Annotated in this window: 11 protein-coding genes; 7 read left to right on the top strand and 4 right to left on the bottom strand. The window is 66.2% G+C overall.

The genetic code is table 11. The features are described from left to right. Nucleotides 1-399: 399 nt before the first annotated feature. From KB879_RS17885 to KB879_RS17875, 3 genes are all read left to right on the top strand, one after another. Nucleotides 400-1,611 carry a carboxylate--amine ligase gene (locus KB879_RS17885; protein WP_153954311.1) on the top strand — a complete coding sequence of 404 codons (1,212 nt, stop codon included), beginning with the start codon at nucleotides 400-402 and terminating at the stop codon, nucleotides 1,609-1,611. Next, the gene (locus KB879_RS17880; protein ID WP_013951743.1) at nucleotides 1,608-2,924 is read left to right on the top strand and encodes an NAD(P)-binding domain-containing protein; all 1,317 of its coding nucleotides are present in this window, start codon (nucleotides 1,608-1,610) and stop codon (nucleotides 2,922-2,924) included. The genes KB879_RS17885 and KB879_RS17880 overlap by 4 nt, the downstream gene beginning before the upstream one ends. Nucleotides 2,925-3,057: 133 nt before the next feature. Beyond that, on the top strand, nucleotides 3,058-4,221 hold the full coding sequence (locus tag KB879_RS17875) for an acyltransferase (RefSeq protein WP_013951742.1): 1,164 nt from the start codon (nucleotides 3,058-3,060) through the stop codon (nucleotides 4,219-4,221). 121 nt (nucleotides 4,222-4,342) lie between these two features. Here the strand turns inward: KB879_RS17875 and KB879_RS17870 are convergent, their stop codons facing one another. Both KB879_RS17870 and KB879_RS17865 read right to left on the bottom strand, forming a co-directional pair. After that, nucleotides 4,343-5,524 (bottom strand): hypothetical protein, encoded by a 1,182-nt coding sequence (locus KB879_RS17870; protein WP_153954309.1) that lies wholly within the window; start codon nucleotides 5,522-5,524, stop codon nucleotides 4,343-4,345. A gap of 47 nt (nucleotides 5,525-5,571) precedes the next feature. Continuing rightward, nucleotides 5,572-6,825 (bottom strand): oligosaccharide flippase family protein, encoded by a 1,254-nt coding sequence (locus KB879_RS17865; RefSeq protein ID WP_013951740.1) that lies wholly within the window; start codon nucleotides 6,823-6,825, stop codon nucleotides 5,572-5,574. A 651-nt stretch (nucleotides 6,826-7,476) separates the two neighbouring features. On the opposite strand from KB879_RS17865, the gene KB879_RS17860 reads away from it, so the two are divergent. From KB879_RS17860 to KB879_RS17845, 4 genes are all read left to right on the top strand, one after another. Then, nucleotides 7,477-8,643, top strand: a complete 1,167-nt coding sequence (locus KB879_RS17860; RefSeq protein ID WP_211979519.1) for a polysaccharide biosynthesis/export family protein — start codon at nucleotides 7,477-7,479, stop codon at nucleotides 8,641-8,643. Between the two features lie 11 nt (nucleotides 8,644-8,654). Beyond that, nucleotides 8,655-9,128 carry a low molecular weight protein-tyrosine-phosphatase gene (locus KB879_RS17855; protein WP_013951738.1) on the top strand — a complete coding sequence of 158 codons (474 nt, stop codon included), beginning with the start codon at nucleotides 8,655-8,657 and terminating at the stop codon, nucleotides 9,126-9,128. Then, the gene (locus tag KB879_RS17850) at nucleotides 9,125-11,356 is read left to right on the top strand and encodes a polysaccharide biosynthesis tyrosine autokinase (protein ID WP_211979518.1); all 2,232 of its coding nucleotides are present in this window, start codon (nucleotides 9,125-9,127) and stop codon (nucleotides 11,354-11,356) included. The genes KB879_RS17855 and KB879_RS17850 overlap by 4 nt, the downstream gene beginning before the upstream one ends. Nucleotides 11,357-11,527: 171 nt before the next feature. Continuing rightward, entirely contained in the window at nucleotides 11,528-13,150 is a 1,623-nt protein-coding gene (locus KB879_RS17845) for a right-handed parallel beta-helix repeat-containing protein (protein ID WP_238553108.1), read from the top strand. Nucleotides 13,151-13,270: 120 nt separating this feature from the next. On the opposite strand, the gene KB879_RS17840 is transcribed toward KB879_RS17845, so the two are convergent. Both KB879_RS17840 and KB879_RS17835 read right to left on the bottom strand, forming a co-directional pair. Beyond that, on the bottom strand, nucleotides 13,271-15,706 hold the full coding sequence (locus KB879_RS17840) for a polysaccharide biosynthesis tyrosine autokinase (RefSeq protein WP_211979517.1): 2,436 nt from the start codon (nucleotides 15,704-15,706) through the stop codon (nucleotides 13,271-13,273). Between the two features lie 78 nt (nucleotides 15,707-15,784). After that, entirely contained in the window at nucleotides 15,785-16,507 is a 723-nt protein-coding gene (locus tag KB879_RS17835; RefSeq protein ID WP_013951734.1) for a Crp/Fnr family transcriptional regulator, read from the bottom strand. Nucleotides 16,508-16,509 lie beyond the last annotated feature (2 nt).

Here is a 16,509-nt window from a genome sequence, read left to right as displayed (position 1 = left end):
ATTAGCCTTAGGGCGGAGCCGCAATCATCCTTCGGTAGGTAGCCGGCCTGTGGTGACGCCGGCTGCCGTGCGCGAGTGTTGGAAAAGCCGGCATGTGTGTGCCCCCGTACGGATCACCCGTTTGCGTCGCGGTAGCTTGCCAGTGCCGACCCGGTGCGCATTGCCGGCACCCGTGTCGACAGGACGGCAGGACCGTGCTGGATGTTTCAAACGGTGTGTGTGTCCTCGTACGGATAAGCCATGTGCATCGATCTAGATTGCATTCGTCGACTTGTGCGCATGCCGGGCACCGGTATCGACGCGACGGGCAGACCGTGCGGACCTCGCCAGGCACCCCCTTCCTGCCCTTTTTCTGGCCCCTTCCGGCCTCAGTGCAGCGCCTAACACTTCCCGGAAATCATGATGAAAAGCACGCTGGATCCGGCAGAGACAACCGCGGCGGTAGTCGTCGGCGGCGAACTCGGCGGGCTTGGATTAGTGCGGTCATTGGCGGGCAAGGGGATTCCCGTCCTCCTGGCAGACACCGGGCACACCACGCCGGCGTCCTGGTCCCGCCATGCGCGCCGGCACATCATTCGAAGCCTGGTCGGGCGCGAATTCACCGAAGACCTGATTGCGCTGGCCCGGCGTCTCGGCCAGCGGCCCGTCCTGTTCCTGACCGACGAGGATGCCGTGCACAGCGTCTCGGAAAACCGGGATGAGCTGTCGGAATGGTTCCGGTTCTGCGTGCCGCCGGCGCAAGGCGTGCGCATGCTCAGCAGCAAGTCGGCCTTCCATTGCTTCGCCGAAGAGAACGGCTTCCCGGTGCCGCGCACGGTCATCATGAACGGACAACTCGACGTGCCCCTGCTGTCCGGCCTGCGCTATCCCGCCGTGATCAAGCCCGACGACAAGCGCCAGGCCCTGACCGGGGAAAAGGAGCGCGCAATCCGCGTGCAATCGCTTGCCGAGGGACAAGCCCACGCCCGCGCCATGCTGCGCACCCCTGGCGGCATCGTAGCGCAGGAATGGATCGAAGGCCCGCAGAGCAATATCCATTTCACGCTCTTCTACCGCGGCATGGATGGCAAGGCCGCGGCGGTGTTCACGGGCAGGAAGCTCGCCTGCTGGCCGCCGGAAATCGGCAGCACCGCCGTCTGCGTTGCGGCCCCCGAAGCCAGCGAGGAACTGGAGCCGATCACGCTGGCCTTCGCCGAGCGCGCCAGCTTCTACGGCATGGGCAGCATGGAATACAAGTGGGACGAGATCCACCGGCGCTTCGTGATGATCGAGCCGACCGTCGGGCGGATCGACTGGCAGGAGGAGATCGCCACGCTGTGCGGGGTCAATATCCCGCTGGCGGCCTACCGGCATGAACTGGGCCTGCCCGACCTGCCGGCGGCCACGCCCCCGCCCGGCGGCGCGGTCTGGCGCGCGACCTTCCTCCGTTCCGCGCCGCGCAGCCTGATGCCCCACGGCGCGCGCATTTTCGACGGTTATTTCCGTTGGGATGACCCGCTGCCTGCCATCCAACACTACTGCCTGAGCATGCCGCTCGACCGCTTCCTGCTGCACTGGAGCGGCTGGTTTCCTTCCACGCGCCGCGACCAGGTCCAACAGGAACAGCAATGATCTCGACCACAGACACTGCGATTATCGGGGCTGGCCCGTATGGACTGTCGATCTCGGCCCACCTCAGCGACGCCGGCGTGCCCCACCAGGTGCTGGGGGAACCCATGCTGGCCTGGCGCAATTTCATGCCGCCCGGGATGCTGATGCGATCGGAGGCCTTCGCCTCCGACTTGTACGCGCCCCACGCCGGCTACCGGCTGGAGGATTACTGCCGCCTCATGCACCTGCCCTATGCCCCCATCGGCATGCGCCTGCCGCTTGAACGGTTTGTCGAGTACGGGCTCTGGTTCCAGTCGCAGCTCGTTGGCCACGTCCGCCCGGTGGACGTCACGGAGTTGCGCCGCCAGGACGACGGCTTCCTCCTGTCCCTGAGTGACGGGAGCGCCCTGGCCGCACGGCGCGTGGTGGTCGCCCTCGGGCTCAAGGGGTTCGAGCAGACGCCGAAGGTGCTGCAGGGGCTGCCCAGGCCGCATGTGCTGCACTCGGGTGAGATCGGCAACCTGGCATGGGCCCGGGGCAAGCGCATCGTGATCGTCGGCGGCGGGCAGTCGGCGCTTGGCCTGGCGGCACTGTTCAACGAACTGGGCGCCCATGTCCGTGTGCTGGTCCGGGGCGGCATCATTTCCTGGAACGAAGATCCGGAGGTCGGACGCAGCCTGCTGTCGCGCATGCTGCGTCCCGAGGGCGGGCTGGCCCAGGGCTGGTATCCCTATGTCCTGTCTGAGTTCCCGTACCTGTTCCGGGGTGTCGGGCAGCGAACGCGCAAGCGCATCGCCGAGGCCTCGTTCGGCCCCTCCGGGGCGTGGTGGCTGCGTGACCGGGTGGCCGGCAAGATCGAGCTCCGGATGAACACCACGGTCCGGCACGTCGCGATCCGCAACGACGAGGTGGTGCTGGAGGTAAGCGGTGAGAACGGACCGGCAACCATCACCGGCGACCACGTCGTCGCCGCCACCGGGTTCAAGGTCGACCTGGCCAGGCATGCCTTCCTGTCGCCGGAAATCGTCAGCGCGCTGTCGCTCGTCGATGGCTGGTCGGACGTGTCGCGCAACTTCGAATCCGCCATGCCGGGACTCTATATCACCGGACCGGCGTCGGCGCTGAGCTTTGGGCCGGTACTGCGCTTTGTCTATGGCGCCAAGTATGCCGCGCCCCGCATCGCGCGGCATATCAGCCGGTGCCACGCCGCGGAAGGCGGCAGCCGTGCCTTCGATGCGCCCGCCGTGCCGCAGCCCCTGGCCGAGAGCCGCACCGGGGTCTTACCGCATCCTCCGGCGGCGGCGTTCCAGGAGGCGAAAAGCCCCGCCGATTAGCACTCTGCGCCTGCAGGCGGTACATCGCCAGCCGAGGCCGGCGTGCGGCGGTGACGGAAGCAACAGGCGCAGACCCACGACTATCAGACCGGCCACCAGCCGGCTTCGGCATTGACAGAAACGGGAGCGTTCGATGCAACAATTCAAGCCACTCACCAGCCTGCGGCTGTTCCTGGCCCTATGGGTATTGTGCAGGCACTATTTCCATGTCTACGAGCAGGACGCCATGCTCTTCAACATCGGCTTCACCAGCACGTACTTCGATCATGGCTACCTGGGCGTCGACGGCTTCTTTATCCTGAGCGGCTTCATCCTCGCCTACAACTACGATCCGGCGCCGGGGCAGCAGCTGCAGTGGAAAAAGTTCATCGTGGCGCGGATCGCCCGCATCTACCCGGTCTACCTCTTCTGCCTGCTCGCCTTCGCGCTTGCTGTGATCGTCCGCGACCTGGGCCTGCATACGCACACCGTCGGCACGGGCAACTACACCTTGTCCAGCTTTGTGCCGGAAGCGCTGATGCTGGGCGCGTGGCAGTACGCCGGGCCGAGCGGGTGGAATGACGTCGGCTGGTCGGTCAGCGCCGAATGGTTTGCCTATGTCTTCTTCCCGCTGTTCCTGCTGGCAGCGCCACGCCTGAACAAGGCCCGCATCGCCATGGCCGGCTGCCTGGCCCTGGCGGCCCTCGCGGCAGTGGAAGCCACCGCGCCCGACCATCTGTCGCTGAGCGGCGGCGTGGCACGGCTGGTTCCGGAATTCCTGCTGGGGGTGCTGCTCTGCCGGCTGCGCGAAGCGATGCCGCGCCACAACGGTTTCGCCGCTGGCGGCATGCTGTCGCTGGCTGTCTGCGTGCTCGGCGTCGGACTGGGGCTGGATGTCCTGTTCGTCGCCGGCGCGGCCGGGCTGGTGTTCTTCCTCTCCTACGAAAAGGATGCTCTTACCCGCGTGCTGTCGCTGCGCAGCCTCGTCTTCCTCGGCGAGGTCTCCTACTGCATTTATATCGTGCAGCGCATTCCGCAATACATGTTCGCCTTCGCGCGGGGCAAGATGGCGAGCCTTGCCGCCCTGCCGGGGGTAGCGCAGGCAGCGTTGCTGCTGGCGTTGACGGTCGGCATCGCCATCCTGCTGCATTTCGTCGTCGAGAAGCCGATGCGGATTTATATCAATCGCCGCTTTGGTGCCAGGGCAAAGCCGGTGGAGGTATCAGAGCGACCCACTGATTCGCGAGACAGGGAGTACGCAGCCGCCTCAGATCAGCAAGGCAGGCGCGCACGGAGCACTGGATCAAGGGCTGGGTAAGGGGGCAACGCCGCCCATCTGCGCGGATTGTTGCGTGGGCGGCGGATGATGGTGATGGCCAGGCGGGCCGACGTGGCGGCAGGCGGCTGAAACTCAGCGGCTGAAACTCAGCGGCTGAAACTCAGCGGCTGGTACCGAGCGGCTGGTACTCAGCGGCCGAAGCCCGGCGCCTGACCTGCCTTTCCCTGACATTGCAGATCAGCAGGCAGACCAGCATCGGCACGAACATCCACTTCTGCCGCACGGAGATGCCCAGGTTCGCCGTCATCGGCGCCAGGATCAGCCAGGTGCCGGCGCTGTAGATCCAGAGAAACGCCGCGTTCCTCAGTACCACGCGATCGCCTCGCCGGCGAATCATCCCCCACACACCGAGCACCGCGAGCACCAGCAGCACCACGTTGTCCAGCGACGCCGCCAGGCCGAAGATGCCGTTTGCCTCGTACGGCAGGGGCCGGAAGACATAGGTGAAGAGCTGCATCGGCAGCGACATGCTGCCGATGTCGATGCCGCCCCCGCCATGCTGGTTGTAGCCCTGGCGTTTTTCGACATAGGTCTCGATGGAATCGCCGTCCGCCGGCATCTCCAGGCCGGCGTATTGGATGGTGAACGGCACGATAGCCGCGGAGGCGGCCAATGCCACGCTGACCAGCGCGGCCCGCCACTTCCAGGGGACCTTGGCCGAGAACACCATTGAGGCAGCGAGCGACAGGATCATGATCGCCGCGATGTGCGGCCGCATCAGGAACATGCAGGCGATGGCGATGATCATGAGCCAGCTGCGGCGCGGCATGGACATGCTTGCCCATAGCGCAAGGCTGGTGGCCATGAAGGCGACCGAATCCTTGCCGATGGCGGCGCTCCAGAAGCTGATCGACGGCAGCAGCACGATCACCACGGCCAGCCTGCGCAGGAATCGGCTCCTGTCCTGTGTCACCGTGCGCAGCACCGCGTCAAACGCCAGCAGGCCGATCGTCCCGAAGATGTTGAAGACAAAGAACACCCCCACGTACGAGAAGCCGAGGTAGATGGAAAAGATATGCGTGAAGTAGCTCACGGCGCGCGTGCCGATGCCAAACTCGGGTGACGGCGCCAGCGACGCCTCGAAGTAGTCCGCGGCGTCTCCGCCGCTCTCCATCACCAGCTTGGCGTAGAAGATGCAGAAAATGGTGTGCCAGACATAGAGAAACAGCCCCCATTTCGGCCGGGTGCCGAACTTGCGGCCCATGCTCACCGCCACGGGTGCGCCCAGCATCAGCACGAGCGTCGCGCTGATGACATGCCACGCGGAAGATGCGTATTCCATGGTCGAAACCCCAAGCAAGAGTTGGCCGCCTCAGGCGCGCCTGCCGGTCACACCGCCTGCTCCATTGCGACCGGCTCACGGGAGCGGATGAAGAAGCCGATGCCGGCAATCACCGCTACCAAATTGCCTGCGATATAGCCATAGACGGCGCCCCGGGCACCGTGGATGGGGATCGCGATCAGATCCACCAGGATCATGGTGCCCAGCACCAGCAGCCATTTCTCCACCAGCCAGTTCGGCTTGCGCAGGTAGATCACCAGCAGCGACAGGGCCGCATCAGCGAACACCAGCCCGGATGCCATCGCGGAAAGCCGCAGCAGGCTGGCCGCGGCATCATAGTGATCGCCGTAGATCAGGGCGATGATCCAGGGCGCGCAGTAAGCCAGCACTGCGCCTCCCGCGACCCCCATGAAGACCATGCCGGCGACGACGTACAGCACATTGCGCCGTACCAGCGTCAAGGTCGGCTGCGCGTAGATCATCAACGGCGCCACCGAGCTCGCGACGATCGCGCTGAGCATCATGAAGTTGTCCAGGACCTGCATGGAGGCGGCATAGCCACCAAGCTCGAACAGGGAAATGTGCGGCTTGAGCAGGAGTTGATCGATGCGCTTGGCGCAGAGCATCAGGATCATGCTCGCCCAGAACACCGTGCCGTCGCGCAACAGCTTCCTGGCAAGAGACCAGTCAAGCTCGACCGCCACGCGGGGGCTGCGCTTGCGGTAGTAGCGGGCGTGCAGCACGGCAAACAACAGCGACTCCACCGCCACCACCCAGGCAAAGACCGGCGCGGAGTCCGTGCCTGCCAGGTAGAGCCCGGAGACCGCAATCATCCGGAAGGCGAGGCCGACCATGCTGAAGATCACGGCAGGGCGGCTGTCGGTACGCGCCTGCAGCCAGGTCCGGACCGCGCCGAAGGGTTCGCGGAACAGCATGGGGATGCCAGTGATGAAAACGATCACGACAATGACCTCGTCGTCTTCCGTCATTGCCACGACCACCACAAGCAGCAGGTAGCCCACCACGGCGGCAATCTCGCGCAGCCCGAATACATGGGCCAGCAGCCGGTGTTGCGCGGCCGGCGCCTGGTCCGCAACCAGGCGCGGGATGACCACTTCATTGCCACAGATCAGGGCGACCGCCGATGCAATCAGCACCAGCGACTGAGCGTACTGGAACTCGGCAAAGCCTTCGGGGCCGACGGCGCGTGCGATCATGGCCACGCTCACGATGCCGAACACCACCTGCAGGCCACGCTCGAAGACCAGCCAGAATACATTGCGGGCGATCTGCATTTGCATGCCAGGTCTCTCCGGAAAGAAGATCGGAAAAGTCGTTGCCGGCAGGGCCGCCGGATGTGCCGCGCGCACCTGCCAGTCTTGCCGGTCTTCGTTGGAACCCCTATCAAAAGCACGCTGGCTTCGTTGCGCGATCCTGCCGTACAACTGTTGCTGTCCGGGGCCGCGCGCCTTGCCAGGACCGTCTCCGCTTCGTTCTGATGACGCCTCCCGGCACTGAACCTCAGTCGCCGCGGCTGCGCCTGGCGCTGCCACCCGGTTGACCGGGCGCTTGCACCGATTCTAAGTATTCTGCCCCCCAGCAACCGCGCTCACTGTTGCCCCCCGCACACTGCGGGGCGCCCCGTCAGGGCTGCCCCCATGGCCGTGGCCTATGCTCCATTCGCTGACCAGACATGCAGCCGTGCCGGCTGTGTGTTCCCGCAGACTACAGCCTGGCCGTGGCGGCACCATCATCCAGATGGCCGTCTCCTCCTGATGGAGGAGGGGAACCGCCGTCCGTGCCGTGCTGCTTTCGGTCGTGCCGTAGTCGGTGCTCTCGCTTGAAAGCAATGTGTGTCAGCGCACCGAGACTTTCAGCCGGCATTCCTACGATTAATGCATCGTGGGTGAAGTACCGGCCTGGTTGCCTGCCCGCTTCGCGAGGAGATCGCCGTGAGATCAATCTACAGCTGTGCCATCCAGCGCTCCAACCAGCCGCGGCGCCGCGGCCCTGCGGCGTCGCTGCTGCCTCTCCTGACCAGTGCACTGCTGACGGCATGCGCCGCCTCCCCCGGCATGGTTTTCGACAGCAACGCACCGGTCAAGGCGGTCGGGCCCAACGCGACCACCACCGTGACGCCGATCACGCTCGATCTGGTGCGCCAACTGCGCCACAAGATCAAGCCCGCCAATGAGCGCGTCGAAGAGCTGTATGCCCCGGCGCAGCCTTACCGGATCGGCCCGGGCGACATCATTTCAGTGGTGGTCTGGGACCACCCCGAACTGGTCTTCCCGACCCAGACCTACAGCCCCGGCGCGAGCTTCGAAATTCCCGCATCGACCGGTGGCTCCAACCTGCCCGGCTACGTGGTGAGCGCACAGGGAGACATCCAGTTTCCCTATGCCGGCTCGCTCAAGGTCGCTGGCAAGACCGCCAACCAGGTGCGCGACGAAACCGCCCGCATCCTCTCCCGCGTGGTGCGCAATCCACAAATGACCGTGCGCGTGCTGGGCTTCCGCAGCCAGCGCGTCTATGTCGACGGCGAAGTGCGTACGCCCGGCATGCTCGCCATCGACGATGCGCCGATGACGCTGGTCGAGGCGCTCAACCGTGCCGGCGGCGTGCTGAACCTGACCGGCGACAACAGCCGCATACGCGTGACGCGCGGCGAGCGCAGCTGGTACGTCAATATCCCGGCCTTGCTGGCAAGGGGCACCGATCCGGCCCGCATCATGCTGCGCTCCGGTGACATCGTGCGCGTGGAGCAGCGCGAGGACAACAAGATCTTCGTGACCGGCGAGGTGGGGAAACCGACATCGCTGCTGATGCGCAATGGCCGCATGACGCTGAACGAGGCGCTCGGTGACGCCGGTGGCGTGAACCCGGGCACGGCCAACGCGGAGCAGATCTTCGTCATCCGCAAAGCGCCCAACGGCGAACCCTCGGTGTTCCACCTGGACGGCACGTCGCCGGCGGCGCTGGCCATTGCCGAAGGCTTTGAGCTGGAGCCGAAAGACGTGGTCTATGTCGACGCCCGCGACCTGGTTCGCTGGAGCCGCGTGATGAGCCTGCTGCTGCCGTCCACGTCGCTGATCGGCACTGCGGCAGGGATCAAGTGAGTGAAACAGGCATGCCCAGAACCATCCTCGTTGTCTGCCTCGGCAATATCTGCCGCAGCCCGATGGCGGCAGTGCTGCTCAACCGCGCCCTGCCCGGTTTCGACGTGACGTCGGCCGGGCTCGCGCCGCCTGTCGGCGCCGCGGCCGATCCGCGCGCCGTGCGCTTGCTGGCCCACGAGGGCTGCGACCTCGCCGGCCACCGGGCACGCGCGGTCGATAGCGTCCTGGTGGAATCCGCCGACCTGGTACTGGTCATGGAGAGCCTCCAGCGGGAAGCGCTCGAACAGCGCTTCCCGCAGTCGCGCGGCAAGACGTTCCGGCTTTGCGAAGGCATGGATCTCGACGTGCCCGACCCGTACGGCAGTTCGCAGCAGATGTTCAGCATTGTCCTGGAGATGATCAAGCAGGGAATCTTGTCCTGGTCGTCGCAACTGGAACAGGAACACGCCATTGCGTCGATTGACAGCCACAGGGAGGCGACATGAGAACGATAACCAACCGAGATGACGCGATCGAGGAAGCCGCAGACCAGGACAAGTCTGTCGACCTGACCGCCTACCTCGACATTCTGGTCCGCTACCGTTGGACGTTCTGCGGCGTCGCCATCTTCGTCGTCACGCTGGGCCTGCTCTACGCCATGGTGGCCTCGCCGGTCTACCGCACCGACATCGTGGTCCAGGTGGAAGAGAGCAATGGCGGAGGTGCCAGCAAGCTGGCCACGTCGATATCGCCGGTGCTGGACATCAAGCCGGCGGCTACGGCGGAAATGGAGCTGCTGCGTTCGCGCATGGTGGTGGGCAAGGCCGTGGCATCCCTGCATCTGGATGTCGAGGCGCAGCCGCGCTACTTTCCGTTGATCGGGCAGACCATCGCGCACTTCAAGCGCGAACTGTCCAACCCGGGCCTGTTCGGCTGGGGTGGCTATGCCTGGGGCAGCGAATCGATTGCGGTCAAGGAGCTGGAGGTGCCGGAATCGATGGAAGACCGCAGGATCGACCTGACCGCGACCGGCAACGGCGGTTATTCGGTGTCGTTCAATGGCGGCGACGCCAGGGCCAGCGGCAAGGTCGGCGCGCCCCTGTCGATCGCCACGCCGGCCGGCGCCGTCCGCCTGCTGGTGAGCCAGCTCGACGCACGCCCCGGCGCCAGGTTCGAACTGCGCCGGCTGCCACGCAGCACCGCCATCGCACGCCTGCAGGGCAAGCTCGTGATCACCGAGCGCGGCAGGCAAAGCGGCGTGATCGGCATCTCGCTGGAAGGCGACGACCCTGCGATGGTGGCGGCCACGCTCAACGAGATCGGCAACGCGTATGTCGAACAGAACGTGCTGCGCAAGGCTGCCGAAGCGGAGAAGTCGCTGGCCTTCCTGGAACAGCAAATGCCTCAGCTCAAGCAGCAGGTCGAGACCTCAGAGAACCGCTACAACGCCATGCGCAACCAGCGCGGCACGGTTGACCTGCCCGAGGAATCCAAACTGATGCTGAACCAGTCGGTCCAGCTCCAGACCAAGCTGCAAGAGCTTCGGCAGAAGCGGCAGGAGCTGGACGCGCGCTTCATGCCCAACCACCCTATCATTTCCCTGATCGACGCCCAGATCGCCAGCGTCAACGCCCAGATCAACGGCCTGGCGGGCCGCATCCAGAAGCTGCCTGACGTCGAGCAGAACGTGCTGCGCCTGATGCGCGACGTAAAGGTCAGCACCGAAATGCTGCAGTCCCTGCTGAACGATGTGCAGCAGCTCAGGCTGATGAAGGCCAGCAAGGTGGGCAACTCGCGCCTGGTCGACGCGGCGGAAGTGCCGCTCGGCCCGATCCGCCCGAACCGCGAGGTGATTGCCACGCTGGCGGTCGTGCTCGGCCTGATCGCCGGCCTGGCTGCGGTGGTGCTGCGCCATGCCTTCAACGGCGGCGTCGCGGACGCCGACGAGATCGAGCGCAGGACGGGCCTGGTGGTCTACACCACGATCCCCTTCGCCCCGCAGGAAGCGCAGACGCGGGACGCCGCAAGCGGTGGCGGCTTGCTGGTACGCGAGCAGCCGGACGATCCCGCCGTGGAGACGCTGCGCAGTTTCCGCACCGCCCTGCAGTTCGCGCTGGCCGGCAACAAGAACCGGACCGTGGTCATCACGGGTCCGGCGCCCGGCGTCGGCAAGTCCTTTATCTGCGCGAACTTCTCGGCGATCGCCGCCAGCGGCCGGCGTGTGCTGCTGATTGACGCCGACCTGCGGCGCGGATCGCTGCATCGCCGCTTTGGCGCCCAGCGCACGCCCGGGCTCACTGAACTGTTGCTGGGCGCGCCGTTCGAACAGGTCGTGCAGAGAGAGGTCGCGCCCGGCCTGGACTTCATCTCGACCGGGAGCGAGCCGCCGCATGCGGCGGATGTCCTGCTCAGCCCCGCCATGGAGAACTTGCTCGACACACTCACCAAGCGCTACGACCTGGTCCTGATCGACACCCCGCCCATCCTGGCCGCCACCGACGCCGGCATCCTGGCGGGCAAGGCTGCGGCGGTCTTCCTGGTGGCGCTCGCCGAGAAGACCACCGTGAACGAACTGCAGGCATCGTATCGGGCCCTCAAACAGAGCGGGGCGGACGTCAAGGGTGTGCTGCTCAACGGCCTGCGCATCGAGGGGCGCTGGTACCGGGCGCATTACTACTTCGGCAAATACCGTTACCTTGGCGAGTACAGCGCCAAGCCGCCAAAGCGGGCCTGAGGAAGCTCAGCCGGCATTGACCACGACCAACGAAGTAGAAATACGTAGGACTCCGGACTATCGCCGGCATGCAAGCCCTCCGTCCGCTGCCGGACCGGAGGGCTTGCCATGTGAAGTCGTGACAGCTACTGGCAAATACCGCCGGGTCAGCCAGCGGTCATTCAGGGGGACATGATGTCTGCTCCGCACAAGCGAAAGAAATCGAAGCGCCTCTGGCCGTCAGTCTCCGCTGTCGCCTGTTCTTCGTTCCTGCTGCTTCCGAGCTACGCGCAGGCCGGATCCCGGGCGACAAGCGGGAGTGCGAATGAGACCCGGCAAGGTTCCGGCAACCCATCGGGCGCAGGCGCGGCAGACGCCGCGGCCACGAAGCCTTCCGGACGCGCGGATCCCTGCCCCCTCCTGAGCGCCGAGAAACAGGCTTATCCCGGCGCCACCGTGAGGTCCATCACCTCCTACGGGGCCAGGGGAGATGGCGTCACGGATGAATATCTGGCCTTCCAGATGATGGCGGCGGATATTTCCAATCAACGGTTTACCAGGCGCCAGATCGTATATTTCCCCAAGGGCACCTACTACATCGATCGCTACGCCGTCACCCGCGGTCCCTGGACGAACCATAACCAGAATATCCGGCTGCTGAAAGCCAGCAACTTCAGCCTGATCGGCTGCACCGGGTCCGTGGTTTCCTTCAAGGGGAACTTCACCATCACCAACGACCACTTCTCTGGCCGATCATGGTATTCGGCCAGGCACCAGCTCGGGTTCGAGATCAGGAACGCCAGCAACTTCAGGATCTCGGGCCTGGAGCTCAACGGCAACGTCGACAAGCTGTCGCGGCCGCCCTCGGCGAATGGCAAGCCCCTGAGTGAAACGCCTTCCTTCGGCATCCAGACGCACGCGAGTTCCAACTATGAACTCAGCCACCTGAAGATCCATCACTTTGCCTGCGATGGCCTGTTCATCGGCGGCGACTTCACCGCCGATCTCAATGGCACCATCCACGCGGTGGATTCGTACAACAATGCCCGTCAGGGCATGAGCATCATGCAGGCAAGATCCTTCCGCATCACAAACTCCTCATTCCGCAACACGGGCCTGACCGACGGGGCCTACCCTACCCACGCGCCCGCCGCCGGGGTGGATATCGAGCCAGACGGGACGCCGGCCGACGGCGTGACCGCAAGAACCGGAGACATGGTCTTCGATGCCTGCCGCTTCGTGAACAACAAAGGCTCGCAGTTCGTCGGCGGCGACAATGGCCGCAACACCGAGAACGTCACCATCCGGAATTCGGAATTCGTCGGCCGGGCCGGGAACAAGCACCCTTACGTGATCATCCTGTCGGCGCCCGGAGCCGTCATTGAAAACAATCAGATCGATACCATCGACGGCGGTGTTTATCCCTCTTTCTCGGAAGGCATTGGCGACATGAAGGCAGTGAATACGATCGTCAGGGGAAACACCATCAGGAGCAGTGGCGTCGGGCTCCAGGCGGCCGATGCGGGGGCAAGCGTCGTGATCGAGAACAACACCTTCATCAGCACGCACGGGCCTGACTACCGCGACGATTTTCCCAATATCAGGGCCGGGGTTGCCAGCTTCTCAGGCAACAAGCTTTCCTATCCGCACAAGAACTTCGGCTCCAGATCGGTGGTCGGCATCATCAAGGCAGCCACGTTCATGAACAACTCGATCACGACGGACCTGAGCGGTGGCAACTACACCATCAAGGTGGGCGCCGGTGCCGATGCTGCAAACAACGTCGTTGGTGCCCATATCCTGCTCGCGCCATAGCGGCCTCGCGCCGGCGCGCTGACCTGACTTGCACGCCATCGCGTTGCCGCCGCGGCCCATTCCTGCGGCAGGACACTAACGGACCGCACGCAGAAATGGGTACGGCCGACGTCCTGCCGCTCAGGATTGCCCGGGCGCTTCTGACTTTGCCAGCGCCGGATGCCTGAGCTGTGGCGGCGGCAGGGGCATGCCCAGATAGGGATTGATGGTGTTGAAGTCCGCCCGGTTGCTGCGCCGGGGCATAACACCGTTGAGGATGCCGCCGGCCAGCCGCGCATTGGCATGCGCCAGGCGCTTGAGTGTTTCGTCGACCTGCGCCGTCGCCGTGACATCGGCGCGCACCACCACCAGCGTGGAACCGGCCAGGTTGGCCACCAGCGTGGCATCGGCCACCGCCATCACTGGCGGCGTGTCCACCAGCACCAGGTCGAAGCGCCCCGCGCACAGCCGCAGGGATTCAGCCAGCGCGGGCAGCATCAGCAGCTCGGACGGATTCGCAGGCACCGCGCCGCGGCTGAGCAGGAACAGGCCGTTGACCACGCTCGGCTTGACCGCGTCGGCGATCGCGCTGCGGCCCGCAAGCACTTCTGCCAGCCCCGGTTCGGCAGGCAGGTCGAACCAGTCCGCCACGCGGCCGCGGCGCAGGTCCGCGTCGACAAGCAGCACGCGCTGGCCGGCTTCAGCGAACAGCACCGCCAGGTTGACCGCGGCGAAGGTCTTGCCGGCGGCGGCGGCGGGGCTGGTCACCGCAACCACGCAGTTGGGCGCATCACGCAACGCGAAATGCAGCGCCGCCCGCAGCGTGCGCAGGCCTTCCACGGCGAGCGAATGCGGGGCGCGCCGCGCCAGCAGGAACTGGTCGTGCAGGCCCTGGCGCAGCAGCCGTTCGGCGCGCGCGCGCTCGTCCTCGGGGGCGGCCGCCGTGGCGGCGTCGATCACGCTGGTGACAGAGTCGGGCCAGCCGAGGCGCACATTGGGCGGCAGCACAAAGCCGGAGGCGATGCCCAGGCGGCGCTTGGCATCGACCAGCCGTTCCAGCTCGGTCTGCTCGTTGCTGAAGGCGATATCGCCCAGCATGGCCATGCCCAGGCGCTCTTCGGCATCGGCGGCGCTGGCTACCGACGGGCGCATGCGCTGGCGCAGGTTGACCGCGGCCACGCCCAGGCACAGGCCGAGCAAGGCGCCGGCGGAAGCGAACGGCCACGCGCCGAGACCGACCGGTGTGACCGGCGCGATTGCGGCATCGACCACGCGCATCTGGGTGGAGCTGTCGGACAGCATCAGCGACAGCTGCTCGACCTTGCTGCGCAAGGACATGTACATGTCCTCGGCCACCTTGACGTCGCGCGTGAGCGCCACCGATTCGCGCTCTGAGGCCGACAGGGTCTGCATGCGCGCGTCGATCTCCGCGCGCTCGCGAGTCATCTGCTGGATCTGGCTGTCGACGGTGCGGACCTCGTTGGCCTCGGGCGTGAAGCGCTGGAGCAGCCGCGTGCGCTCAAGCCTGAGCGCTGCGATCTGGCGCTGGTACTCCATGCTGTTGCTGAGGAACGACTGCGCGTCGCGGCTGGGCTGCAGCGAACCCGTGCGCGCGCGGTAGCGCGTGAGCGCCTCTTCGGCGCGCGTGAGTTCGCTCTGCACGCGCGGCAGCTCGCCCGACAGGAACGCGAGCGTGCCGGCCGCGTCCTGGCGGCGCTTGTCGGTCTGGCCGTCGATATAGGCGCGCGTCACCCCGTTGACGAGTTGGGCGGCAAGCTGGCGGTCCGGGTATTCCCAGCTCACGCGTACGGTGCCGCCCGGCGCGGTCAGGGGGTCGGCCGCGCCGCCCAGGCTCGCCGCGGTTTCGCTGCGTTCGCTTTCCACCGTGAGCCCGCGGCGCACGGACTCGGCGGTGCGGGCCAGGTCGTGCCGCGTGAGCTGGAAGCGCGTACCGGGCCCGGCCTCGATCTTGTCCACGCGCAGCACAATGCCGTTGGCCATCGCGGTCTCGCCGGCCTGCCCTTCGAGCAGCACGGTGTCCTGCTGGCTCAGGCGGTAGCGGCCCTCGCCGCGCACCTCGAGCGTGAGCTGCTGGTCTACCAGCGCCTCGGGCACGGTCATGCTGGCGATCACCAGGCGCTCGCCCCCCCAGGCATAGCCCAGGCTGGCGGGCCAGGTGCCGCGCGGCTGGCCGGGTGTGGAAAAGCGCTGGACCAGCGCGCCCACCAGCGGCGCACGCAGCGGCTGCGCGGTGATATCGAGCCGCAGCCGCTCCACCACCGGACCGACCACGGCGCGGCTCTTGAGCAGGCCCGCGTCGAAGGCCGCCGGGCCCTGCATCTGGGCGACGCTGCGCATGCCGCCATCGCGCCCCTCGACCTGCACCAGTGCCTGCGCGCGATACTGCGGCGGCGCCGACAGCGCCACCAGCAAGCCTGCGGCCGCACCGGCCACGCCAGCCGCGGCGATCCAGCCGAGGTGGTCCATCAGCGCGCGCGCCTGCGTGACGCCCGGCTGGGCATCACGGCGCGGGGTGGCGCTCTCTGCCGGGCCACCGGCATATGACAGTCTGCTCACGAGTACAGCTCCTCAAATGGGATCGGCGCGGCGTATGCACGCCGCGCTTCGCAGGCCACGCGCGCCGGAGCGTGCCGCTCAGGCGCTGGCCAGCGCGGGCAGCAGGCGGTCATACTCGCGCTTGACGAGCTTGTAGCACTCGCAAGAATGCTTCTCCAGCCCACAGCGGTCGAGCACGGTGATATGGCCGCGGCTGTGGTGGATCAGGCCCAGGTCTTCCAGCTTGCCGGCTGCTTCGGTCACGCCTTCGCGGCGCACGCCGAGCATGTTGGCGATGACCTGCTGGGTGATCACCAGCTCATTGGAGCTGAGCCGGTCGATGGCAAGCAGCAGCCAGCGGCACAGTTGCTTGTTCAGGGAGTGGTGGCGGTTGCAGGCCGCGGTCTGTGCGATCTGCGTAAGCATGGCCTGCACGTACAGCAGCGTCACGCGCTGCAGCGTGGGCAGGCGCGGCAGCTCGCCGCGCAGCAGGCGGGCGGGAATGCGATAGGCCATGCCGGGGCTGCGCACCTCCACCCGGCTTGGCATGGTGTCGCCGCCGGTGACCACGGGGATGCCGACCAGCCCTTCGTTGCCGACCGCGGCAATCTCGACCGTCGCGCCGTCCTCGAGCAGCGACAGCAGCGACACCACCGCGGTGGTCGGGAAATAGACGTGGACGATGCGTTGGCCGGAATCAGTCAGGAGTTCACCGGCGCGCAGACGGACCAGCTCGAAGTGCTGCGCCAGCGTCTCCCACTCGCCGCGCGGCAGTGCGCTGAGCAGGTGATTGACATGCAGATCCGATCGATGCGTAATCATTT

The organism is Cupriavidus sp. KK10, assembly GCF_018223725.1.
GTDB lineage: Bacteria > Pseudomonadota > Gammaproteobacteria > Burkholderiales > Burkholderiaceae > Cupriavidus > Cupriavidus necator.
The sequence above is the reverse complement of the archived record's forward strand: the minus strand, read 5'-3'. Positions and strand labels throughout refer to the sequence as shown.